Annotated in this window: 19 protein-coding genes; 13 read left to right on the forward strand and 6 right to left on the reverse strand. The window is 33.8% G+C overall.

Translation table 11 applies throughout. From position 1 onward, the window contains the following. The first annotated feature begins 162 nt into the window (after positions 1-162). The gene (locus KQA_RS0207250) at positions 163-480 is read left to right on the forward strand and encodes a rhodanese-like domain-containing protein (protein WP_010179588.1); all 318 of its coding nucleotides are present in this window, start codon (positions 163-165) and stop codon (positions 478-480) included. Positions 481-923: 443 nt separating this feature from the next. Further along, positions 924-2861: a DNA topoisomerase (ATP-hydrolyzing) subunit B gene (gene gyrB, locus KQA_RS0207260; protein WP_010179590.1), complete on the forward strand. Its 1938-nt coding sequence runs from the start codon at positions 924-926 to the stop codon at positions 2859-2861. 85 nt (positions 2862-2946) lie between these two features. Here the strand turns inward: gyrB and KQA_RS0207265 are convergent, their stop codons facing one another. From KQA_RS0207265 to KQA_RS0207285, 5 genes are all read right to left on the reverse strand, one after another. Next, positions 2947-3834 (reverse strand): bifunctional 5,10-methylenetetrahydrofolate dehydrogenase/5,10-methenyltetrahydrofolate cyclohydrolase, encoded by an 888-nt coding sequence (locus tag KQA_RS0207265; RefSeq protein WP_010179592.1) that lies wholly within the window; start codon positions 3832-3834, stop codon positions 2947-2949. A 40-nt stretch (positions 3835-3874) separates the two neighbouring features. Continuing rightward, positions 3875-5203, reverse strand: coding sequence for a signal recognition particle protein (gene ffh / locus KQA_RS0207270; RefSeq protein WP_010179594.1), 1329 nt, complete (start codon positions 5201-5203; stop codon positions 3875-3877). A gap of 153 nt (positions 5204-5356) precedes the next feature. Continuing rightward, the gene (locus tag KQA_RS18680; RefSeq protein ID WP_040396183.1) at positions 5357-6412 is read right to left on the reverse strand and encodes a LamG domain-containing protein; all 1056 of its coding nucleotides are present in this window, start codon (positions 6410-6412) and stop codon (positions 5357-5359) included. 374 nt (positions 6413-6786) lie between these two features. After that, positions 6787-7032, reverse strand: coding sequence for a hypothetical protein (locus KQA_RS20710; RefSeq protein WP_232285866.1), 246 nt, complete (start codon positions 7030-7032; stop codon positions 6787-6789). A gap of 141 nt (positions 7033-7173) precedes the next feature. Then, positions 7174-8691, reverse strand: a complete 1518-nt coding sequence (locus tag KQA_RS0207285; RefSeq protein WP_010179600.1) for a GH3 auxin-responsive promoter family protein — start codon at positions 8689-8691, stop codon at positions 7174-7176. A gap of 314 nt (positions 8692-9005) precedes the next feature. On the opposite strand from KQA_RS0207285, the gene KQA_RS0207290 reads away from it, so the two are divergent. The 3 genes from KQA_RS0207290 (at position 9006) to KQA_RS0207300 (ending at position 11096) form a co-directional block, all read left to right on the forward strand. Next, positions 9006-9800, forward strand: a complete 795-nt coding sequence (locus KQA_RS0207290) for a DUF2797 domain-containing protein (protein ID WP_010179602.1) — start codon at positions 9006-9008, stop codon at positions 9798-9800. A 65-nt stretch (positions 9801-9865) separates the two neighbouring features. Then, the gene (locus KQA_RS0207295) at positions 9866-10441 is read left to right on the forward strand and encodes a DUF2911 domain-containing protein (RefSeq protein ID WP_010179604.1); all 576 of its coding nucleotides are present in this window, start codon (positions 9866-9868) and stop codon (positions 10439-10441) included. A 250-nt stretch (positions 10442-10691) separates the two neighbouring features. Beyond that, positions 10692-11096: a lipocalin family protein gene (locus KQA_RS0207300; RefSeq protein WP_010179606.1), complete on the forward strand. Its 405-nt coding sequence runs from the start codon at positions 10692-10694 to the stop codon at positions 11094-11096. 72 nt (positions 11097-11168) lie between these two features. Here the strand turns inward: KQA_RS0207300 and KQA_RS0207305 are convergent, their stop codons facing one another. Then, on the reverse strand, positions 11169-11927 hold the full coding sequence (locus KQA_RS0207305) for a helix-turn-helix domain-containing protein (protein ID WP_010179607.1): 759 nt from the start codon (positions 11925-11927) through the stop codon (positions 11169-11171). Positions 11928-12200: 273 nt separating this feature from the next. Here KQA_RS0207305 and KQA_RS0207310 point away from each other — a divergent pair, with 273 nt between their 5' ends. The 8 genes from KQA_RS0207310 to KQA_RS0207345 all read left to right on the forward strand — a co-directional run bounded on the left by KQA_RS0207310 (position 12201) and on the right by KQA_RS0207345 (position 18348). Further along, positions 12201-12596: a CesT family type III secretion system chaperone gene (locus KQA_RS0207310; protein WP_010179609.1), complete on the forward strand. Its 396-nt coding sequence runs from the start codon at positions 12201-12203 to the stop codon at positions 12594-12596. 4 nt (positions 12597-12600) lie between these two features. Continuing rightward, positions 12601-13314 (forward strand): PspA/IM30 family protein, encoded by a 714-nt coding sequence (locus tag KQA_RS0207315; RefSeq protein WP_010179611.1) that lies wholly within the window; start codon positions 12601-12603, stop codon positions 13312-13314. An 861-nt stretch (positions 13315-14175) separates the two neighbouring features. After that, positions 14176-14493 (forward strand): YbjQ family protein, encoded by a 318-nt coding sequence (locus KQA_RS0207320; RefSeq protein WP_010179613.1) that lies wholly within the window; start codon positions 14176-14178, stop codon positions 14491-14493. Then, on the forward strand, positions 14493-14627 hold the full coding sequence (locus tag KQA_RS20890) for a hypothetical protein (protein ID WP_262482136.1): 135 nt from the start codon (positions 14493-14495) through the stop codon (positions 14625-14627). The genes KQA_RS0207320 and KQA_RS20890 overlap by 1 nt, the downstream gene beginning before the upstream one ends. Positions 14628-14744: 117 nt before the next feature. After that, entirely contained in the window at positions 14745-15416 is a 672-nt protein-coding gene (locus KQA_RS0207330; protein WP_010179615.1) for a hypothetical protein, read from the forward strand. Between the two features lie 13 nt (positions 15417-15429). Continuing rightward, the gene (locus KQA_RS0207335) at positions 15430-17529 is read left to right on the forward strand and encodes a flotillin family protein (RefSeq protein WP_010179618.1); all 2100 of its coding nucleotides are present in this window, start codon (positions 15430-15432) and stop codon (positions 17527-17529) included. 104 nt (positions 17530-17633) lie between these two features. After that, the gene (locus tag KQA_RS0207340; protein WP_010179619.1) at positions 17634-17966 is read left to right on the forward strand and encodes a hypothetical protein; all 333 of its coding nucleotides are present in this window, start codon (positions 17634-17636) and stop codon (positions 17964-17966) included. Between the two features lie 13 nt (positions 17967-17979). Continuing rightward, complete coding sequence (locus tag KQA_RS0207345; protein ID WP_010179621.1) at positions 17980-18348, forward strand: endonuclease domain-containing protein; 369 nt, start codon at positions 17980-17982, stop codon at positions 18346-18348. The last annotated feature ends 161 nt before the right edge of the window (positions 18349-18509 follow it).

Consider the following 18509-nt stretch of genomic DNA (forward strand, 5'->3'; position numbering starts at 1 on the left):
TGAATGAAATTTCGTTATAAATTTTAAATAAAAAATGCAAGATATCACGACTAGTTAACTAGAGATATCCACCACCAAATATTAAAATTTAAATTTTTCATTACACAAATGTAATTATTTTTTATTTTTTTTCAATAACATTGTAAAATAAAATTTAAAACTATGAGACAAGATATAGATCAAGACGAATGGATTGAGCTTTTAGAAAGTGATGATAACGCTGTCATTTTAGATGTACGTACCGATGGTGAAGTTTCAGAAGGTTATATCCCTAATATGAAACAAATCGATTTTTTAGAAGGTCAGATTTTTTTAGAAGAAGTAGCTAAATTAGACAAATCTAAAAACTATTATATCTATTGCCGTTCAGGTAATCGAAGCGGTCAAGCTTGTGATATTATGGAACAACTTGGTTTTGAAACCACTTACAACTTAGAAGGTGGATTTATGAACTGGACGGGAGATATTGTGGAAGATTAAAGCTCCAAATGAAGTACTATAAACTGAAAAGGGTATAACTCAAAGGCTGCATTTTTTACATATTCATTTTTGCTATTAGCCATTAGCATTTTTATAAAATATAAAAAAAGCCAACAACTAAAAGCTAACTACTAAAAGCTCTTTGTACTATTTTTTAGAAGCTAAAAACGAAATGCACTAAAGCACATAGTTTTAACTATTTCTAAAACCAATAGACACCAAACGCACTTTCAATCATTTTAAGCCCTTTTAAGGGCTTTTCTTATTTTTAACCACAAAATTAGTGTTCAAAAAAACACCAAAACGCCAATAAACTCAATTTAAACACCTTTTTAAGTCACTTTTAGTTATTGATACACTAATGTTAATAACTTAAACAAGACTCTTTTAAACTCCTAATTTTGTTACCTATCTTTGAAAATAGCGTAAAAAAAAGTAAAATTATGAGCGAAGAAGCTAAACAAGGCTATTCAGCCGATAGTATTCAGGCACTTGAAGGAATGGAGCATGTACGCATGCGTCCTTCCATGTATATAGGGGATGTCGGGGTACGTGGTTTACACCATCTAGTATACGAAGTAGTTGACAACTCCATTGATGAAGCATTAGCAGGTCATTGTGATGTGATTACGGTAACTATAAATGAAAACAATTCGGTTACCGTAACCGATAATGGTCGTGGTATTCCTGTTGGTTTACACAAAAAAGAAGGCGTTTCTGCCCTTGAGGTAGTAATGACCAAAATTGGTGCCGGGGGTAAATTTGACAAAGATTCTTATAAAGTATCTGGTGGACTTCACGGAGTTGGAGTTTCCTGTGTAAATGCACTATCTGACCATTTACACGCCACAGTTTTCCGCGAAGGTAAAGTTTGGGAGCAAGAATACGAAAGAGGGAAAGCCGTTTACCCTGTAAAATCAACTGGTGATACTGATAAAAATGGAACAATTGTTACCTTTTTACCAGATAGATCGATTTTTCAGCAAACTGTAGAGTATAATTACGACACACTTGCTAGCAGAATGCGTGAATTGGCTTACCTTAATAAAGGAATTACCATTACGCTAACCGATGCACGTAATACTGACGAAAAAGGTGAATTTATTTCTGAAACTTTTCATTCTAACGAAGGACTAAAAGAATTTGTAAGTTTTCTTGACGCTTCTAGAACACCAATTATTGGCCATGTTATTGCCATGGAAGGTGAAAAGAATGATATTCCTGTTGAAGTAGCTATGATCTACAACGATTCATATGCCGAAAATTTACACTCCTATGTAAACAACATTAACACGCACGAAGGAGGAACACATCTTTCTGGTTTCCGTAGAGGATTGACTTCTACTTTAAAGAAATTTGCCGACAACTCTGGGCTTCTTGACAAATTAAAATTTGAAATTGCTGGTGATGACTTCCGTGAAGGTTTAACCGCTATTATTTCTGTTAAAGTTCAAGAGCCGCAATTTGAAGGACAAACTAAAACCAAATTAGGTAACCGAGAGGTAACTTCTGCCGTTTCTCAAGCGGTTTCTGAAATGCTAGAAAACTATCTTGAAGAAAATCCGGCGGATGCCAAAACCATCATTCAAAAGGTTATTCTTGCTGCTCAAGCCCGTCATGCTGCCAAAAAAGCACGTGAAATGGTACAGCGTAAAACCGTAATGAGTATTGGTGGCTTACCTGGTAAATTATCTGACTGTTCAGAAACTGATCCAGCTGAATGTGAAATATTCCTTGTGGAGGGAGATTCTGCAGGTGGAACAGCTAAACAAGGTCGAGATCGAAACTTTCAGGCCATTTTACCCTTACGTGGTAAAATTTTAAATGTTGAAAAAGCCATGCAACATAAGGTTTTTGAAAACGAAGAAATTCGAAATATTTTTACTGCCCTAGGAGTTTCTATTGGAACAGAAGAGGACAGTAAAGCCTTAAACTTAACTAAATTACGTTACCATAAAGTAGTTATTATGTGTGATGCCGATGTTGATGGTAGCCACATTGCCACTTTAATTTTAACCTTCTTTTTCAGGTACATGAAAGAGCTTATTGAGCAAGGCTATGTATATATTGCTGCGCCACCATTATATTTGGTTAAAAAAGGAGCTAAAAAACAATATGCTTGGAATGATGACCAACGTGACCTTTTAGTTAAAGAATACGGTGAAAATTCAAAAATCCAACGTTATAAAGGTCTTGGAGAAATGAATGCAGAACAACTTTGGGATACTACAATGAATCCTGAATTTAGAACAATGCGTCAAGTAACCATAGAATCTATGACAGAGGCCGACAGAGTATTCTCAATGCTTATGGGAGACGAGGTTCCACCTCGTAGAGAGTTTATTGAAAAGAATGCGATTTACGCAAATATTGATGCTTAACAGCTCAGTTTCTTATAAAACAAATGCGCTCAGCTTTAAAAGTTGAGCGCATTTTTTATACTTTATATTTACTTCTACAGAAGTTTTATTTTTCGTTTGCCATATGACGTGATCTTGCCAGCAAGGTGTTTTTTAACAACATGGCAATGGTCATTGGTCCTACTCCTCCAGGAACAGGTGTTATAAATGATGACTTAGGTGCTACAGATTCAAAATGCACATCACCTGCTAAACGGAAGCCTCTTTTCTTAGAAGCATCTTCTAAACGTGTAATTCCAACATCAATAATGGTAACTCCCTCCTTTACCATATCTCCTTTTAAAAACTCGGCAACTCCCAAAGCAACTACAATAATATCAGCATTTAGAGTAAGTTCTTTTAAATTTTCTGTTTTAGAATGTGCAACTGTAACTGTAGCATCTCCAGCTGCTCTTCGCTGACTCATTAAAATACTCATAGGTCGCCCTACAATATGGGACCTTCCTATAACTACTACATTTTTACCAAGGGTTGGCACTTTATAGCGCTCTAACAACTCCATTATTCCATAAGGAGTAGCCGGCAAAAAAGTAGGTAATTCTAAAGCCATTCTACCAACATTTGCAGGATGAAAACCATCCACATCCTTAGTAGCATCCACAGCAAGCAAAACTTTATGCTCATCAATATGTTTAGGCAATGGTAATTGTACTATATAACCATCAATTGCATCATTAGCATTTAATTCCTCTATTTTAGCTAATAATTTAGCTTCAGTAGTATCTTCAGGAAGTTCTATTAAAGTAGAATCAAAACCTACTAAATTACATGCCTTAACTTTAGCACCAACATATGTTTTACTAGCACCATCATTCCCTACAATTACAGCAGCTAAATGAGGTACTTTTTCTCCTTTAGCTTTTAATTGGGCTACTTCAACAGCAATTTCTTCTTTAATATCACTACTTATTTTCTTCCCGTCTAGTATTTCCATTAACGTGGTTTTATTTATATTCTATCTAAAAAGTTAATCCTTACTTCATTCCTTGCATCATCTGCATCATACGTTTACCGCCACCGCCTTGCATCATCTTCATCATTTTACCCATTTGGTTAAACTGCTTCAATAACTGATTTACTTGCTGAATTGAAGTACCTGAACCTTTACCGATACGTTTTTTTCTGCTAGCATTTATTATTTGAGGATTCGCACGCTCTGCCGGAGTCATAGAATGTATAATCGCTTCGATGTGCTTAAAGGCGTCATCGTCAACATCAACATCTTTGACCATTTTCCCCATACCAGGAATCATTCCCATCAAATCCTTGATGTTTCCCATTTTTTTGATCTGCTGAATCTGACTTAAAAAATCATCAAAGCCAAACTGATTCTTAGCAATCTTTTTCTGAAGTTTTCTAGCCTCTTCTTCATCAAACTGTTCTTGGGCTTTTTCAACAAGAGAAACCACATCTCCCATTCCCAAGATACGATCCGCCATACGCGATGGATAAAATACATCTATCGCTTCCATTTTTTCACCAGTACCGATAAACTTAATTGGTTTATCAACTACCGATTTAATAGAAAGCGCTGCTCCACCTCTGGTATCACCATCTAATTTTGTTAAAATAACCCCATCAAAATTAAGAACATCATTAAAGGCTTTTGCTGTATTTACAGCATCCTGCCCTGTCATGGAATCCACAACAAATAAGGTTTCTGAAGGATTAACAGCTTTGTGAATGTTTGAAATTTCATTCATCATTTCCTCATCAACTGCCAAACGACCCGCTGTATCAATAATCACCACATTACAACCATTGGCTTTTGCATGGGCTACACCTGCTTTAGCCAAAGCAACTGGGTCATTATTTTCCTTATCACTATATACCTCTACCCCTATTTGACCTCCTACTACATGTAATTGATCAATTGCAGCCGGACGATAGACATCACAGGCTACCAATAAAGGTTTTTTTGTTTTTTTATTTTTAAGAAATTGAGCTAGCTTCCCTGAAAAAGTAGTTTTACCCGATCCTTGTAAACCTGACATTAAAATTACCGCTGGTGTTCCAGAAAGATTAATCCCTTCGGCATCACCTCCCATTAAATCGGTCAGTTCATCCTTAACCAATTTAACCATTAATTGACCAGGCTTTAAACTTTTCAATACATCCTGACCAATAGCTTTTTCTTTTACTCGCTTGGTAAACTCTTTGGCTATTTTATAATTTACATCGGCATCAACTAAAGCCCTTCGAACTTCTTTTAAAGTTTCGGCAACATTAACTTCTGTAATTTGGCCATGACCTTTTAATATATGAAGTGCTTTATCGAGCTTATCACTTAAATTATCAAACATTTTTTACGGTATATTTTAAAAAAGCAAATTTATGAATTTGAAGTTGAAGAGACGAATGTATTATCTATATTTTACACTTTAAACTATATAACAAAAAACAAAAAGCAATGTTTTCACATTGCTTTTTGTTTTTTATTGATAAATATATAGCTCCTATTCCTCTACAGCTTTATAAATTCTAATCCAATCTATTAAAAAAGTATGATCTTTTTCATTTTTTATTTCTTCATCAGTAGGCGTACTTCCTTGTCCAGCTCTCCAGTTTTGATCTTCCAAATCAATAATAATATCCATTGGCTTGTTTAGCCCAGTTCTATTTTCTGGAGTTCCATCGGGAGAGGTGAAATTCTTAGGATCAATTCCATCTAAGCCATCTGATCCATCAAGTCCATTAGTCACTTTAACCAGCTTTCCATCTAAATAATATTCCAAAAGTGTCGGGCTTTTCCAATAAACTCCAAACCTATGAAATTGATCATTCCAAGCTTCAACAGAAGGATCAGAATACCAAGTACTACTATCCTTAGGCTGGTAATCCGTGAAAGGCTCACGTATAAATACATGATGACTAAAATGTAAATTTTCCCACAATTTAAGACTCCCAGTTGTATTACGCTCATATTCACCTCCCCAAGCCTCTAAAAAATCAATTTCTTGAGTATCATCAGGACTCAACAACCATGCTGCACAAGCAGTAACTGAATTTGGTATTTTAGCTCTTGTTTCTATATACACAGGAAATACAATTTGTTTATTAGATGACACACAACCAAGCCTAGTCGCTTTACCACTTACATCACTATTATTAAATTTATAGGTTTTCATTTCTCCTTCTACTCTTCTGGTTATAATTTTTAAATTACCACCAGTTACAGATACATTACTTTCATCCCATTTTGTTAACCCCGGACCTTCCCAACTATTGTGATACCAATTAGTCCATTGATTTTTAGGTCCAAACTTAACTCTAGCAGATGTAGCTCCAAATTCATAATTAAAATCATCTGAAATATCATCTTGATACACCCATTTCAAACCTTCGCCTGCACTAGTTGGTATTCTTATTTTATTAAAATCTACACTTCCCTCACTAATAATATTGGGATTAGTATTTTGACTACCTCCACCATTATTGCTATTATTCCCTCCGTCATCACTTGAACATGATAAAATTCCCATAAACAAGAACGATGCTATTATTTTTTTCATAAAGTTAATTTAAATCTATTAATGCGTTATTAAATAAACTAAAACGTTTTCGAATCTACAAATTTCGACAAAAACAAATCATAAAAAATATTTAATTTCTATTCATATCTTTAATGTCTAATAATTTAGACGTAAACAATCCTTTAACTCTACAAATATTTTTTTTTACAACTCATGTTACAATAAACTACCAATCTAGCTTTACATCTCTTTCATAATTAAATGCAACCTAAAATATAAATCCTCTGTAAAGCTAAATTTACAGATTACATTATAATCTCCAAATCATTAAATGCGTTTCTATATAGTTACTTTAGCAATGTTTCAAAAACATTCTTCTTTAAATAATCATCACAAAATTTATAGTCGTTTTTCTACTTACTTAGGTCTATCATGTAAGTTAACTGGATATTCATTGAAGTATCTCTATTCTCGAAAGAATTAGAATCCACATTTTTTGTTACACGTTTAATAAAAACTTTAGGTGTTTTTATTTTGGCATGCGGAATTGTTTTAACAACACGCTTAATTTTTGAAACAGGTGTCTTTATTGCAGGTACAGTTTTAGCTGAAACGGAAGTTCCAAAGATTAAAAATGTTATTGCAAAAAGTTTTTTCATTAATTGTGTCATTATGTACTGCAAGATAACGCCGCATTACACACAAAATGATATTTTTTTGGCTGTTTTAGATATAACTAAATATAAAATCGATGAAATACACAGTTTTTTGATTTTAAAAAAAAGAGTACAATAAAATATTTAACAAACTTTATTACAGACTATTAACTCATCCAAATAAGCCCTTGAATTTGACAATCTAGGCACTTTATGCTGTCCTCCTAGTTTGTTTTTCGATTTTAACCAGTCATAAAACAAGCCAGATCTAGCCACATTAAAAACTAACGGATTAAGTGTAATATTTTGATTTCTTTTAGCCTCATAATCACTATTCAAATACTGTAATTCTTTATCCAAAAGCTCAGAAAACACCGCTACATCTTGTGGGTATTTTTTAAACTCTACCATCCACTCATGAGCCCCTTTTTGATTTCCTTCCATAAAAATTGGAGCCACACTATAGTCTTTTACCTCCGCTCCTGTTTGAGCACATACTTTACTTAGTGCCTCCTCTGTATTTTCAATAATTAACTCTTCCCCAAACACATTAATAAAATGTTTTGTACGACCCGTTACTTTTATTCTGTATGGACTTAAATTAGTAAAACGAATAGTATCCCCTACTTTATAGCGCCATAAGCCTGCATTGGTAGTTATAATTATGGCGTAATTTTTACCTAGTTCTACTTCGCTAAGTGGAATTACTTTAGGAGTAGGTGAATGATAGGTATCCATATCAATAAATTCATAAAAAATACCATAATCCAGCATCAACAATAATTCGCTACTATTATTTTGATCCTGCAAAGCAAAAAAACCTTCCGAAGCATTAAAAATTTCGTAATACTTAAAGCCCGATGGCATTATTTTTTTATACTGCTCCTTATAAGGTGTAAAACTTACCCCTCCATGAAAATAAACTTCTAAGTTTTTCCAAACCTCAGTTAAATTCTCAACTCCTTTCTGAGTCATTACTTCATTTAGCAATACCAACATCCACGAAGGAACCCCTGCCAAACTAGTCACATTATCAGAAAGTGTTTCGGCAACAATGGCTTTCATTTTTATTTCCCAATCACTCATTAATGATACTTGATTGGAGGGTGTGGAACTAAATTCTGCCCAAAAAGGCATATTATCAATCAAAATCGCAGACAGATCTCCATAAAAAGTCCCGTTTTGTTCATATAACTGTTTACTTCCGCCCAAGCGCAAGCCTTTTCCTTTAAATAATTCCGAACCTTCATTATTATTCAAGTAAACACACAACAAGTCTTTACTAGCCGCATAATGACAATCCTCTAATGATTGTGAACTTACAGGTATAAACTTACTTTGCGCATTTGTCGTACCACTTGATTTTGCAAACCACTTAATTTCTGAGGGCCAAAATATGTTAGACTCCCCCATGCGAGATCGTGTAATAAAAGGCTCCACCTCCTCATAATTCCGAATAGGAACACGTTGCGTAAACTCCCTGTAACTTTTTATTGTTTCAAATTCATAAGCTTTACCAAATTCGGTATTTTTAGCTGTTTTTAATAGTTTAAACAGTAATTCATGTTGGACTTCATTTGGGTATTTTAAAAATAATTCCATTTGATGAATTCTTTTTTTTAAAAACCAACTGGCTATTGAATTTACTAGAGGAAATGGCATTTGAAATCTTTATATTTACACTATAAACGCTTAAATACAATTAAAGAATTACAAAATGATGTAGTACTCAATTTTGATTTATTGAATTCCCTAATACGCTTAAGTAATTCAAAAAAGTCTTCAATAAAAATTTAAACTCGTTCTATATATTTATAATCATTTTATTAAACAACTTATACACATTTCTATTTTATAAAAACAAAAAACTTAAAACACTGTTAAACAGAATAGTATTTTCATTTAAATAAAAAAAGAAACTTGTCTAGTTTTGATTCTAAATTAACAAAAATCAATCAAAAAATTCACTAAAATTTATGCAATACGCTGGAGTTTTAACAAAAATGCAAACAGAACACACCAACCCCATAAATTATTACTTGGTATTTAAATCGCATTTTATACATATTAATCAATTACTTGACAAAACAATCACACTACAATTTACAGGCTATGAGTGTTTAGGCTGTGGCCAGAATAAAAAAATTTTTAGACAAGGTTATTGTTACGATGATTTTTATAAATTACCCAATGCAGGTGACTGGATTATGAGACCCGAATTAAGTAAAGCGCATTTAGATATTGAAGATCGAGATTTAACTTATGAAAAAAAGGCACAACTACAACCCCATGTTGTTTACCTAGCCAACTCCAGCAATATAAAAGTTGGAGTGACCCGAAAATCTCAAGTACCAACTCGTTGGATTGATCAAGGCGCACATGAAGCCATTGAAATTGTTGAAGTGCCTAACAGGTATTTAGCAGGTATTACAGAAGTTGCCCTGAAAGAACATATTGCCGATAAAACCAATTGGCGTAAAATGTTAACGAATACGATAACCAACGAAACCTTAGAAGATGCTAAAGCCAACTTAAAACAATACATCCCTGAAGAAGCCCTCCCCTATTTTATTGAAAACAATAAAGAAACGGCTATACATTTCCCTGTGCTTGAATATCCAGAAAAAGTGAAATCATTAAATTTAACAAAAACACCCGAATACACAGGAAAAATCAAAGGAGTCAAAGGTCAATACCTAATTTTTGAAGACAATACTGTTTTTAACGTTCGCAATCACGAAGGTTTTGTAGTTTCTATAAAAATAAGTTAAAATATGAGCCACTCCGTAATGAACACTTTTTTAAAGAGTCTTATTTACAAATAAATACACCATCCATGAAAAAACACATTATATTATTTGTCCTATTTACTGTATGTACTACACTATTTGCTCAGGATTTTGAAAAAGTAGATCCTAGCCCAATGGATGCTACATATTACCCTCCAAAAGCCGCTAAACGCTTTTTTGAGTCTACCCCTGAAAAAATTGCAGCATTAGCCCCTAAAATTAAAGTACTCTATTCTCGTCCACAAAAAAAAGGACGTGAAATTTTTGGCAACCTTGTCCCTTACAACAAATTATGGAGAGCAGGAGCTAATGAAATTCCTGAACTTATTTTAAATGTTCCTGCCGAAATTGGTGGAAAAAAACTAGAACCTGGAAATTATTCATTTGCCATATTACCTACAAAAGATACTTGGACATTATACATTAATACAGCTACTGATATGTGGGGTGTGTATACCTATGACAAAAGTAAGAACCTATGTGAAGTAAAAGCAAATACAAACACTACTAGTAACGAAATTGAAGCCTTTTCGATCGCTATGTACAAAAAAAGTGAGCAGCTTATCCATTTAAAAATGGGCTGGGATAACACTGTTGTCGAATTTCCGATTACATTAATGTAGACTCAATTTTCCAGATTATTTATAGCTAAGATCGCCAATGAAGGCGATCTTTATCTTTTTAGTCTCATTTATTTATCAATTTAAAAAACCACAAATCAAAAAAAGAAAGAAAAGGATTACAATATTGTTAATAACATTTTAAATAAAAACAAAAGTAATAGATTGATTTTGTTAATTTTAGAAATAAAAAAGAAAGTTAAATACTACAATTTAGTTTTCTTTTATAAACAACTAATCAAAATAACTAAACATGAAAACTATTACACTATTACTATTCACTTTTATTTCCCTAAACACATATGCCCAAAAAGCGGAAGCTATTATTGGTCAATGGGTTTTCAAAGATGCCTATAACAAAGAAAACCTTGATAAGGCAGGTTTGGAATACATGAATGCAGAGATTTTAAATAAATGCACCTTTATTTTTAAAGCAGATGGTCAATTTGAATCTCACATTATGGATGAAGCTGGTACTGGCACATGGAAATTAAACAAAGAGACTAAAAAAATTACCGTTACAAATGGTCAAGGTTATGTATCTGAATTTACCATTTTAAAATCTTCAAAAAATGAACTCGCTGTTAAACTTGAAATGGGTGAATTTTTACTTACCAGAGGAACTAACTTAAATCAAGTTACTTCTACATCCAACTAAAGCTTTCAATTTTAAAACACACAAAAAAGTCATATTATTAATTTAGTATGACTTTTTTCATCAAAACTATCACTAACCCAATCGTTCCTTCATTTTACTAATTTCTAATTCTATTTTAGATAATTTATCTTCGACTCCATCAGTAAACTCTGGAATTCTTCGGCAAAACACATAACGTACACGCCATAATTCTTTAATGTCCGAAATTAAAAAACTTTCATCTTCAATATTTTTATGATCGGCCCGAAGCACTACCTTATTTTTAATTACATAAAGTCTTCTAAATATGAGCTCCCCATTGACCAACACAAAAACTAAAGTTCCATTATTCAATTTTTTAATTACCATACTTGGTACTCTTTCTCCAATTACTACATCTTTTGGGTAAAACCCATTATCATGATTGGTCATTTCTAAATTAGATACGGTATAACCTCTAAATTCTTTTTCTGTATTCACTGGTAATTGGATCACTGGAAGTTCGTTAATAAATTTCTCTTTATTGTAAAACTCTATATACCCATCTACATTAGCATCAGTTACACAAGGTATTTGAGCAAATTGCTCTTTCTTATCATCTTTTACATCGGTGGTAATATCTCCTTTAAACTTTAGCAATTCATTTACGGTAAGTTCACTAGTCAATAAACTTTCTAACGAAATGCTAAAATAATTAGCTATTTTCAAAATAGTTTCAATTTTAGGCTCACTTCTACCCTCCTCATAGGCCCCTAAAGTCCCTCTTTTTAAGTCAAATAACTCTGCAAAAGCCTGCTGACTCAAACTTTTAACACTCCGTATTTTTTTTATATTTTTTCCAAAAAATGACATTTATTGCTAATTTTATTTGCAAATATAAAATATGATCGTATATTTACACTAATATTATTAGCTAATATACCACAATACAACTAATATAAATAGTATTTTACGTATATAAATTAGTAACAGCTTGAAAAAACTAAAAATTTTAGCAATTTAAAATATAACTAAATGTAGCATACAAACCCCATTTTTAAACAACAAGCCTATAAAAAATGAACGAAGTTTTCGTATTATTGACAGCAGTACAATTACACTTAAAACCAACATAAACAAGCAGCTATGAACGAACATTTTCAAATGGTCAAAGACTATCTATTTCAACTAAAATTTGATATTTCTCACGAAAGTAAAAAGGATAATATCATTATGATTAGCAAGGAAAGTGAAGGTATTAAAAACCTGATCCTTGGGATAGCCTCACCAATTCTGATTATTGAACAACATATTTTTGACATTAAAAACAATAATGCAGAAATATACAAAAGCCTACTTCAAAAAAATAGAGACATGGTGCATGGCGCCTTTGTTTTAGATGAATCGGGTGAGAGGGTCATTTTTAGAGACACCCTACAAATTGAAAATTTAGACTTAAATGAACTTGAAGCTAGTCTAAATTCTCTAGGATTATTATTGAGTGAATACTCACAACAAATTATTAATTTTTCAAAGTATTAAGATTATGAATTTTTTCAAAAGATTATTTAAAATAGGAGAAGCACAAGCAAATTCGGCACTAGATAGTATCGAAGACCCAATCAAATTAACCGAACAAGGCATTAGAGATATGAAAGGGGATTTAACCAAAAGTTTAGAGTCGTTAGCACAAGTTAAGGCTTTAGCTATTAGAGCTAAAAATGAGACCGAAGAGTTTGCAGCTAAAGCTGAAGATTACCAAAAAAAAGCGATGCTTATCCTTAAAAAAGCACAATCTGGTGATATTAAAGCAGAAGAAGCGGATCGATTAGCTAAAGAAGCCTTAATTAAAAAGGAAGAAGCTACCACACAAGAAACTCGCAGCAAAGCAGATTCTGACAAATTTGACAGCTCTGTAGCGCAATTAGAACGTAGTGTACAGGAAATTAAACAAAACATTAGCAAGTGGGAAAATGAATTAAAAACCCTTAAAGCTCGTGTTAAAGTTTCTAACGCCACAAAAAATCTAAACAAACAAATGGCCGAGATTGATAGCTCTAGCACTGTATCAATGTTGGAACGTATGAAAGAAAAGGTCCAGCAAGATGAAGCATTGGCTGAAGCTTATGGTGATATTGCAGATTCTGGTCGCAGTATTGATGATGAAATTGACAAAGCTTTAGACTCGGACAAAACGAGTGCCGAAGACAGTTTAGCTAAGCTAAAAGAACAAATGGGATTAGGTGGGGATAAATCATAATGAGGTTAGAGGTTAGAGGTTAGAGGTTAGAGGTTAGAGGTTAGAGGTTAGAGGTTAGAGGTTAGAGGTTAGAGGTTAGAGGTTAGAGGTTAGAGGTTAGAGGTTAGAGGTTAGAGGTTAGAGGTTAGAGGTTAGAGGTTAGAGGTTAGAGGTTAGAGGTTAGAGGTTAGAGGTTAGAGGTTAGAGGTTAGAGGTTAGAGGTTAGAGGTTAGAGGTTAGAGGTTAGAGGTTAGAGGTTAGAGGTTAGAGGTTAGAGGTTAGAGGTTAGAGGTTAGAGGTTAGAGGTTAGAGGTTAGAGGTTAGAGGTTAGAGGTTAGAGGTTAGAGGTTAGAGGTTAGAGGTTAGAGGTTAGAGGTTAGAGGTTAGAGGTTAGAGGTTAGAGGTTAGAGGTTAGAGGTTAGAGGTTAGAGGTTAGAGGTTAGAGGTTAGAGGTTAGAGGTTAGAGGTTAGAGGTTAGAGGTTAGAGGTTAGAGGTTAGAGGTTAGAGGTTAGAGGTTAGAGGTTAGAGGTTAGAGGTTAGAGGTTAGAGGGCAACAAATCCTTGATCTTTATATTGTTTCACAACTTACTTTTTTTTTAACAACCGACAACTGTCAACTGTCAACTGTCAACTGTCAACTGTCAACTTATATATCAGAAACCTATCCTTTTTTAAATTTTAACATCAATGTTACTTTGAGATTGGAAAATGTGTCTTCTTGACTGAAATTTTGATAAGAAACTTATATCGAGTGACACATTTTTCAATTCATTTCAACATAAAAAAATAACACAAAATTTTAATCCATCTGTCTATGTAAGCACACTAAATAGTTACCCACGCAATCAATAGTTCATTAAACCACAACTAAAGCATATATTATGATACTTTCAACAACAGATTATATTCCAAATAAAGAAATCAATGAAATTTTAGGTGTAGCTCGAGGGAGTACCGTTAGAGCTCGAAATGTGGGACGCGATATTTTTGCTACTCTTAAAAATATTGTTGGCGGTGAAATTAGCGAATACACTAAACTGCAAGCAGAATCGCATGAACAGGCTATGCAACGTATGCAACAAGACGCCAAACGCCTAGGTGCCGATGCCGTTATCAATGTTCGACTAACTACATCCATGGTTATGCAAGGTTGTTCTGAAATTTTAGCTTATGGTACAGCTGTAAAAATCAACGACTAATGAAACATATAGAACTTATGATTTTAGGCATGAATGGCTTGCTCGGTGGCGGACTTATTATTCTGTTGATTTATTTCATTTTTCATCAAATAAAACAACGAAAAGCAGAGGATTTTGAAAAACGGGATAATTAGACACATATAAACCAAAGCCTGAAAAACTAACTCACTAGCAAAACTAAATAACGACTCACATTGGAACAACTATCTCACATCGTCTTTTCGCCTGTAAATAGCATCCTTACTATATTAATGTTGCTACTTATTGTATACTGGTTATTTACTATGATTTCGGGTATTGATTTTGAATATGATGTGGACATTGACATTGACGCAGATGTAGACATTGATGTGGATGCCGATATCGACTCGCATACCAGTATTGAAGGTGGCAATCTGGATTTTGAAGATGTGGCTAATGCCGAACTTAATAAAGAAGATGTCGTACCCAACCGCCGTAAACCACTAAAATGGTGGCAAATTGTACTTATTTATTTCAATTTTGTTGGGTTGCCCTTTATGTTTACGTTTACAAGTTGGATTTTTATTTGGTGGTTATGCACCACTATAACAACTACATTAACCCATACATACAACAACAGCTTTGGTTTTATCATTTTTATTGCAGGGATTATTCCTTCATTAGTGCTGACTAAAATTTTTACGACTCCTTTTAAAAACTTCTTTACTAATCTGAATAAGGATGGTGACAAACCTATTGATTTATTGGGTCGAAAAGGAAAAATACTTTCCACTATAAAAGAAAATAAAATGGGATCTGCCGAAGTCCTCGCCGAAGGAAACCCTATGACTATTTATGTAAAATCACTACATGGAGAACAAATCAATTACCACGAAAATATATTAATTATAAAACAATCAGCCGATAAAAACTATTACTACGTAAAAACTTATAACGATTAAACTTTCTTAAACTATGAACAACATTTTACAACTTATTGCTATTGGAATAGGCTTACTCGTATTCCTGATCATTGTATACTTTGCCATTATTGCAATGTTTTACAAAAAAGTCCCGCAAGGTCAAGCCTTGGTGCGTACCGGTTTTCAAGGGACTAAAGTGGCTACAGATAAAGGAATGTATTCGGTTCCTGTATTTCACCGATTGGAAATTATGGATATTTCCGTAAAAAAAATTCAAATTGAACGTCTAGGAAATGATGGTTTGGTATGTAAGGACAACATGCGTGCCGATATCAAAGTTACCTTTTTTGTACGTGTAAATAACGAAGTCGACTTTATTAAAAAAGTAGCACAAACCATTGGTTGCGAAAGAGCTTCGGACATATCTACTTTAGAAGAATTATTTGAAGCTAAATTCTCCGAAGCCTTAAAAACTGTTGGTAAAAAGTTTCAATTCACTGAATTGTATGAGGCGCGTAGAGAATTCCGTGATGAAATTGTAGACATTATTGGAACAGACCTTAATGGATATACCTTGGAAGATTGTGCCATTGATTACCTAGAGCAAACTCCGGTAACCTATTTAAAACCTGATAATATTTTAGATGCGGAAGGAATTAAAAAAATCACTGAATTAACGGCGGCTCAAAACATGAAAGCCAATTTAATTAAACGTGATGAAGAAAAGGTGATCCGAAAGCAAGATGTTGAGGCTAGAGAAGCTATTTTAGAATTAGACAAACAACTTGCCGAAAAAGAAGAACAACAAAAGCGCGAAATAGCCAATATTAAAGCTAGAGAAGAAGCGGAAACCTTAAAAGTATCAGAAGAAGAGCGTTTAAAGGCTGAAACTGCTCGTATTGTTACTGAAGAAAAAGTAAAAGTTGCTGAAGAAAACATGGAGCGACAAATTATTGTTGCTGCTAAAAACAAGCAACGTACCGATGCCGTGGAAACTGAACGTGTTGAAAAAGACCGTATGCTTGAAGCTACCGAACGCGAACGCATTGTAACCTTGGCTCAAATTGAAAAAGAAAAAGTAGTTGAAGTTGAAAAGAAAAACATTCAAGATGTCATTAGAGACCGGGTTACTTTAGAAAAAGGTGTGGTTGAGGAGCAGGAAAACATGAAGGATATTGAAGCCTTTAAAACTGCAGATCGCCAGAAACAAGTTAAAATTACTATAGCTCAAGTAGAAGCAGAAGAAGCGTTGATTAAAACCACCAAAGCCGCTGAAGCACAAAAAGAAGCTGCAAAACAAAAAGCACAAGAAATTAATATTGAAGCTCAAGCCCAAAAAGAAGCTAGTGAAAAAGAAGCAGAAGCTCGAAAAACATTAGCCGAAGCAACCGCCAAGGAAGAGGCTGTTATTGGAATGTCCGAGGCGCAAGTAATGCATGCCAAAGCTGATGCTAATGAGCGACAAGGTGTTGTTGAAGCTACCGTTATTGAGAAAAAAGCCAAAGCCGAAGCTGCTGGTATTTTAGCTAAAGCTGAAGCTACTAAAGAAGAAGGTATTGCTGAAGCCGAAGTTATCAAAGAAAAAGCCTTAGCTAAAGCTATTGGTGATAAAGAAATCGCTTTAGCCGAAGCTGCTGGTATTGAAGAAAAAGCGGAAGCTATGAAAAAACTTGACGGTGTGGGTAAAGAGCACGAAGAATTCAAGTTGCGTTTGGATAAGGAATTACAAGTGGACTTGGCCGAAATCAATATCCAAAAAGAAATTGCTTACGCACAAGCAGATGTTATTGGTGCAGCCTTAAAAGCAGCTAATATTGATATAGTTGGTGGGGAAACCATGTTTTTTGATCAAATTATTGGACAGATCACCAAATCAAAAGGTATAGACCGTTTAGTAAACCATTCAGACAATATTACTCAGGTTAAAGATGCCATTTTAGGAAGCGACGATGTTAAAGGAAATCTGTTAGATAAAGTAAAAGGCTTTGCTACTAAATACGGAATTTCATCAGAGGATATCAAAAATGTAACTATTGCTAATCTATTACTTGATTTGAAAGGCAAAACCACCGATAGTAGTGAACAAAACCTATTTAGCAACTTAGCTAATTTGGCAAAAGGATTAGGTTTATCTGATAAAAAATTAGGGTAAATATTGTTAGTATTTATCAGACAGCACAAGTGATCGGAGTGCTGTCTGATACCCTAATTGTAATTTGTTAATACACAACACACTCACTCTAATATTTAATTACAATGAAAAAAATACTCAGCTTACTAATTATAGTTACCGCTATTAGCTGTACACTATCCAACAAAAAAGATCAATATAGTAGCAAAAACAACCTTGCTACTGAAACTGAAGCACGTGTTATTAAAATTGATACGGTGATTGATGAAGTAATTAGTAAAAAAAATGAAAAGGGTTCCATTACTACCACTAAAAAAATGACCGTATACAAAACCACAAAACATACCGATGGTTCCACCCTAACGGATCAATCTACGGTGGAAAATGTAGTATCCGAAACCACCACAAAAAATCAAGTTTGGGATAACGAAAATAATACGTGGGTAACGGTGGATTGAAATTTTCTTTTTTATGACCAACAAAAAGCAAATACACAATAGGAAATATATAGAAACTTACCGTAAGAATTTAAGGAACAATTGCACTTCTGCGGAAGCATTTCTATGGAAATATTTGAAGAAAAGTCAATTGAGAGGAAGAAAATTTAGAAGACAACATAGCATTGGAAATTACATTACTGATTTTTATTGTCCAAAGGAAAAGTTGATTATAGAATTGGATGGTGCAATACATAATCTTCCTGAGATTATAGAAAAGGATGAAATTAGAACACAGTATTTAGAGGGCTTAGGTTTTAAAGTCATTCGTTTTGAAAACAAAATGGTCTTTGATCATTTGGGTCAAGTACTTAAGGAAATTGAAAGTCATTTTAAAACCTAAGTTTCAGCTCGCTAAAACGTCCCAAAGAGGTGGTAATGAATCCCCACGTAATATGTATCAGGGAGCATACACCACCCTTGATTTGTCAGAGACAAATCGTTCCCTCCTCAGGGAGGAGGGAAGCTCTTCGGAGTAACTCCAAATAAAATTTGTAGTTAAAA

Source organism: Aquimarina agarilytica ZC1, assembly GCF_000255455.1.
In the GTDB taxonomy this organism is placed as follows: Bacteria; Bacteroidota; Bacteroidia; order Flavobacteriales; family Flavobacteriaceae; genus Aquimarina; species Aquimarina agarilytica.

What these genes read in the sequence shown, in the direction of transcription:
- KQA_RS0207250 (WP_010179588.1), top strand. Translation starts at nt 163, where the DNA reads ATGAGACAAGATATAGATCAAGACGAATGGATTGAGCTTTTAGAAAGT.
- gyrB (WP_010179590.1), top strand. Translation starts at nt 924, where the DNA reads ATGAGCGAAGAAGCTAAACAAGGCTATTCAGCCGATAGTATTCAGGCA.
- KQA_RS0207265 (WP_010179592.1), bottom strand. Translation starts at nt 3,834, where the DNA reads ATGGAAATACTAGACGGGAAGAAAATAAGTAGTGATATTAAAGAAGAA.
- ffh (WP_010179594.1), bottom strand. Translation starts at nt 5,203, where the DNA reads ATGTTTGATAATTTAAGTGATAAGCTCGATAAAGCACTTCATATATTA.
- KQA_RS18680 (WP_040396183.1), bottom strand. Translation starts at nt 6,412, where the DNA reads ATGAAAAAAATAATAGCATCGTTCTTGTTTATGGGAATTTTATCATGT.
- KQA_RS20710 (WP_232285866.1), bottom strand. Translation starts at nt 7,032, where the DNA reads ATGAAAAAACTTTTTGCAATAACATTTTTAATCTTTGGAACTTCCGTT.
- KQA_RS0207285 (WP_010179600.1), bottom strand. Translation starts at nt 8,691, where the DNA reads ATGCCATTTCCTCTAGTAAATTCAATAGCCAGTTGGTTTTTAAAAAAA.
- KQA_RS0207290 (WP_010179602.1), top strand. Translation starts at nt 9,006, where the DNA reads ATGCAATACGCTGGAGTTTTAACAAAAATGCAAACAGAACACACCAAC.
- KQA_RS0207295 (WP_010179604.1), top strand. Translation starts at nt 9,866, where the DNA reads ATGAAAAAACACATTATATTATTTGTCCTATTTACTGTATGTACTACA.
- KQA_RS0207300 (WP_010179606.1), top strand. Translation starts at nt 10,692, where the DNA reads ATGAAAACTATTACACTATTACTATTCACTTTTATTTCCCTAAACACA.
- KQA_RS0207305 (WP_010179607.1), bottom strand. Translation starts at nt 11,927, where the DNA reads ATGTCATTTTTTGGAAAAAATATAAAAAAAATACGGAGTGTTAAAAGT.
- KQA_RS0207310 (WP_010179609.1), top strand. Translation starts at nt 12,201, where the DNA reads ATGAACGAACATTTTCAAATGGTCAAAGACTATCTATTTCAACTAAAA.
- KQA_RS0207315 (WP_010179611.1), top strand. Translation starts at nt 12,601, where the DNA reads ATGAATTTTTTCAAAAGATTATTTAAAATAGGAGAAGCACAAGCAAAT.
- KQA_RS0207320 (WP_010179613.1), top strand. Translation starts at nt 14,176, where the DNA reads ATGATACTTTCAACAACAGATTATATTCCAAATAAAGAAATCAATGAA.
- KQA_RS20890 (WP_262482136.1), top strand. Translation starts at nt 14,493, where the DNA reads ATGAAACATATAGAACTTATGATTTTAGGCATGAATGGCTTGCTCGGT.
- KQA_RS0207330 (WP_010179615.1), top strand. Translation starts at nt 14,745, where the DNA reads ATGTTGCTACTTATTGTATACTGGTTATTTACTATGATTTCGGGTATT.
- KQA_RS0207335 (WP_010179618.1), top strand. Translation starts at nt 15,430, where the DNA reads ATGAACAACATTTTACAACTTATTGCTATTGGAATAGGCTTACTCGTA.
- KQA_RS0207340 (WP_010179619.1), top strand. Translation starts at nt 17,634, where the DNA reads ATGAAAAAAATACTCAGCTTACTAATTATAGTTACCGCTATTAGCTGT.
- KQA_RS0207345 (WP_010179621.1), top strand. Translation starts at nt 17,980, where the DNA reads ATGACCAACAAAAAGCAAATACACAATAGGAAATATATAGAAACTTAC.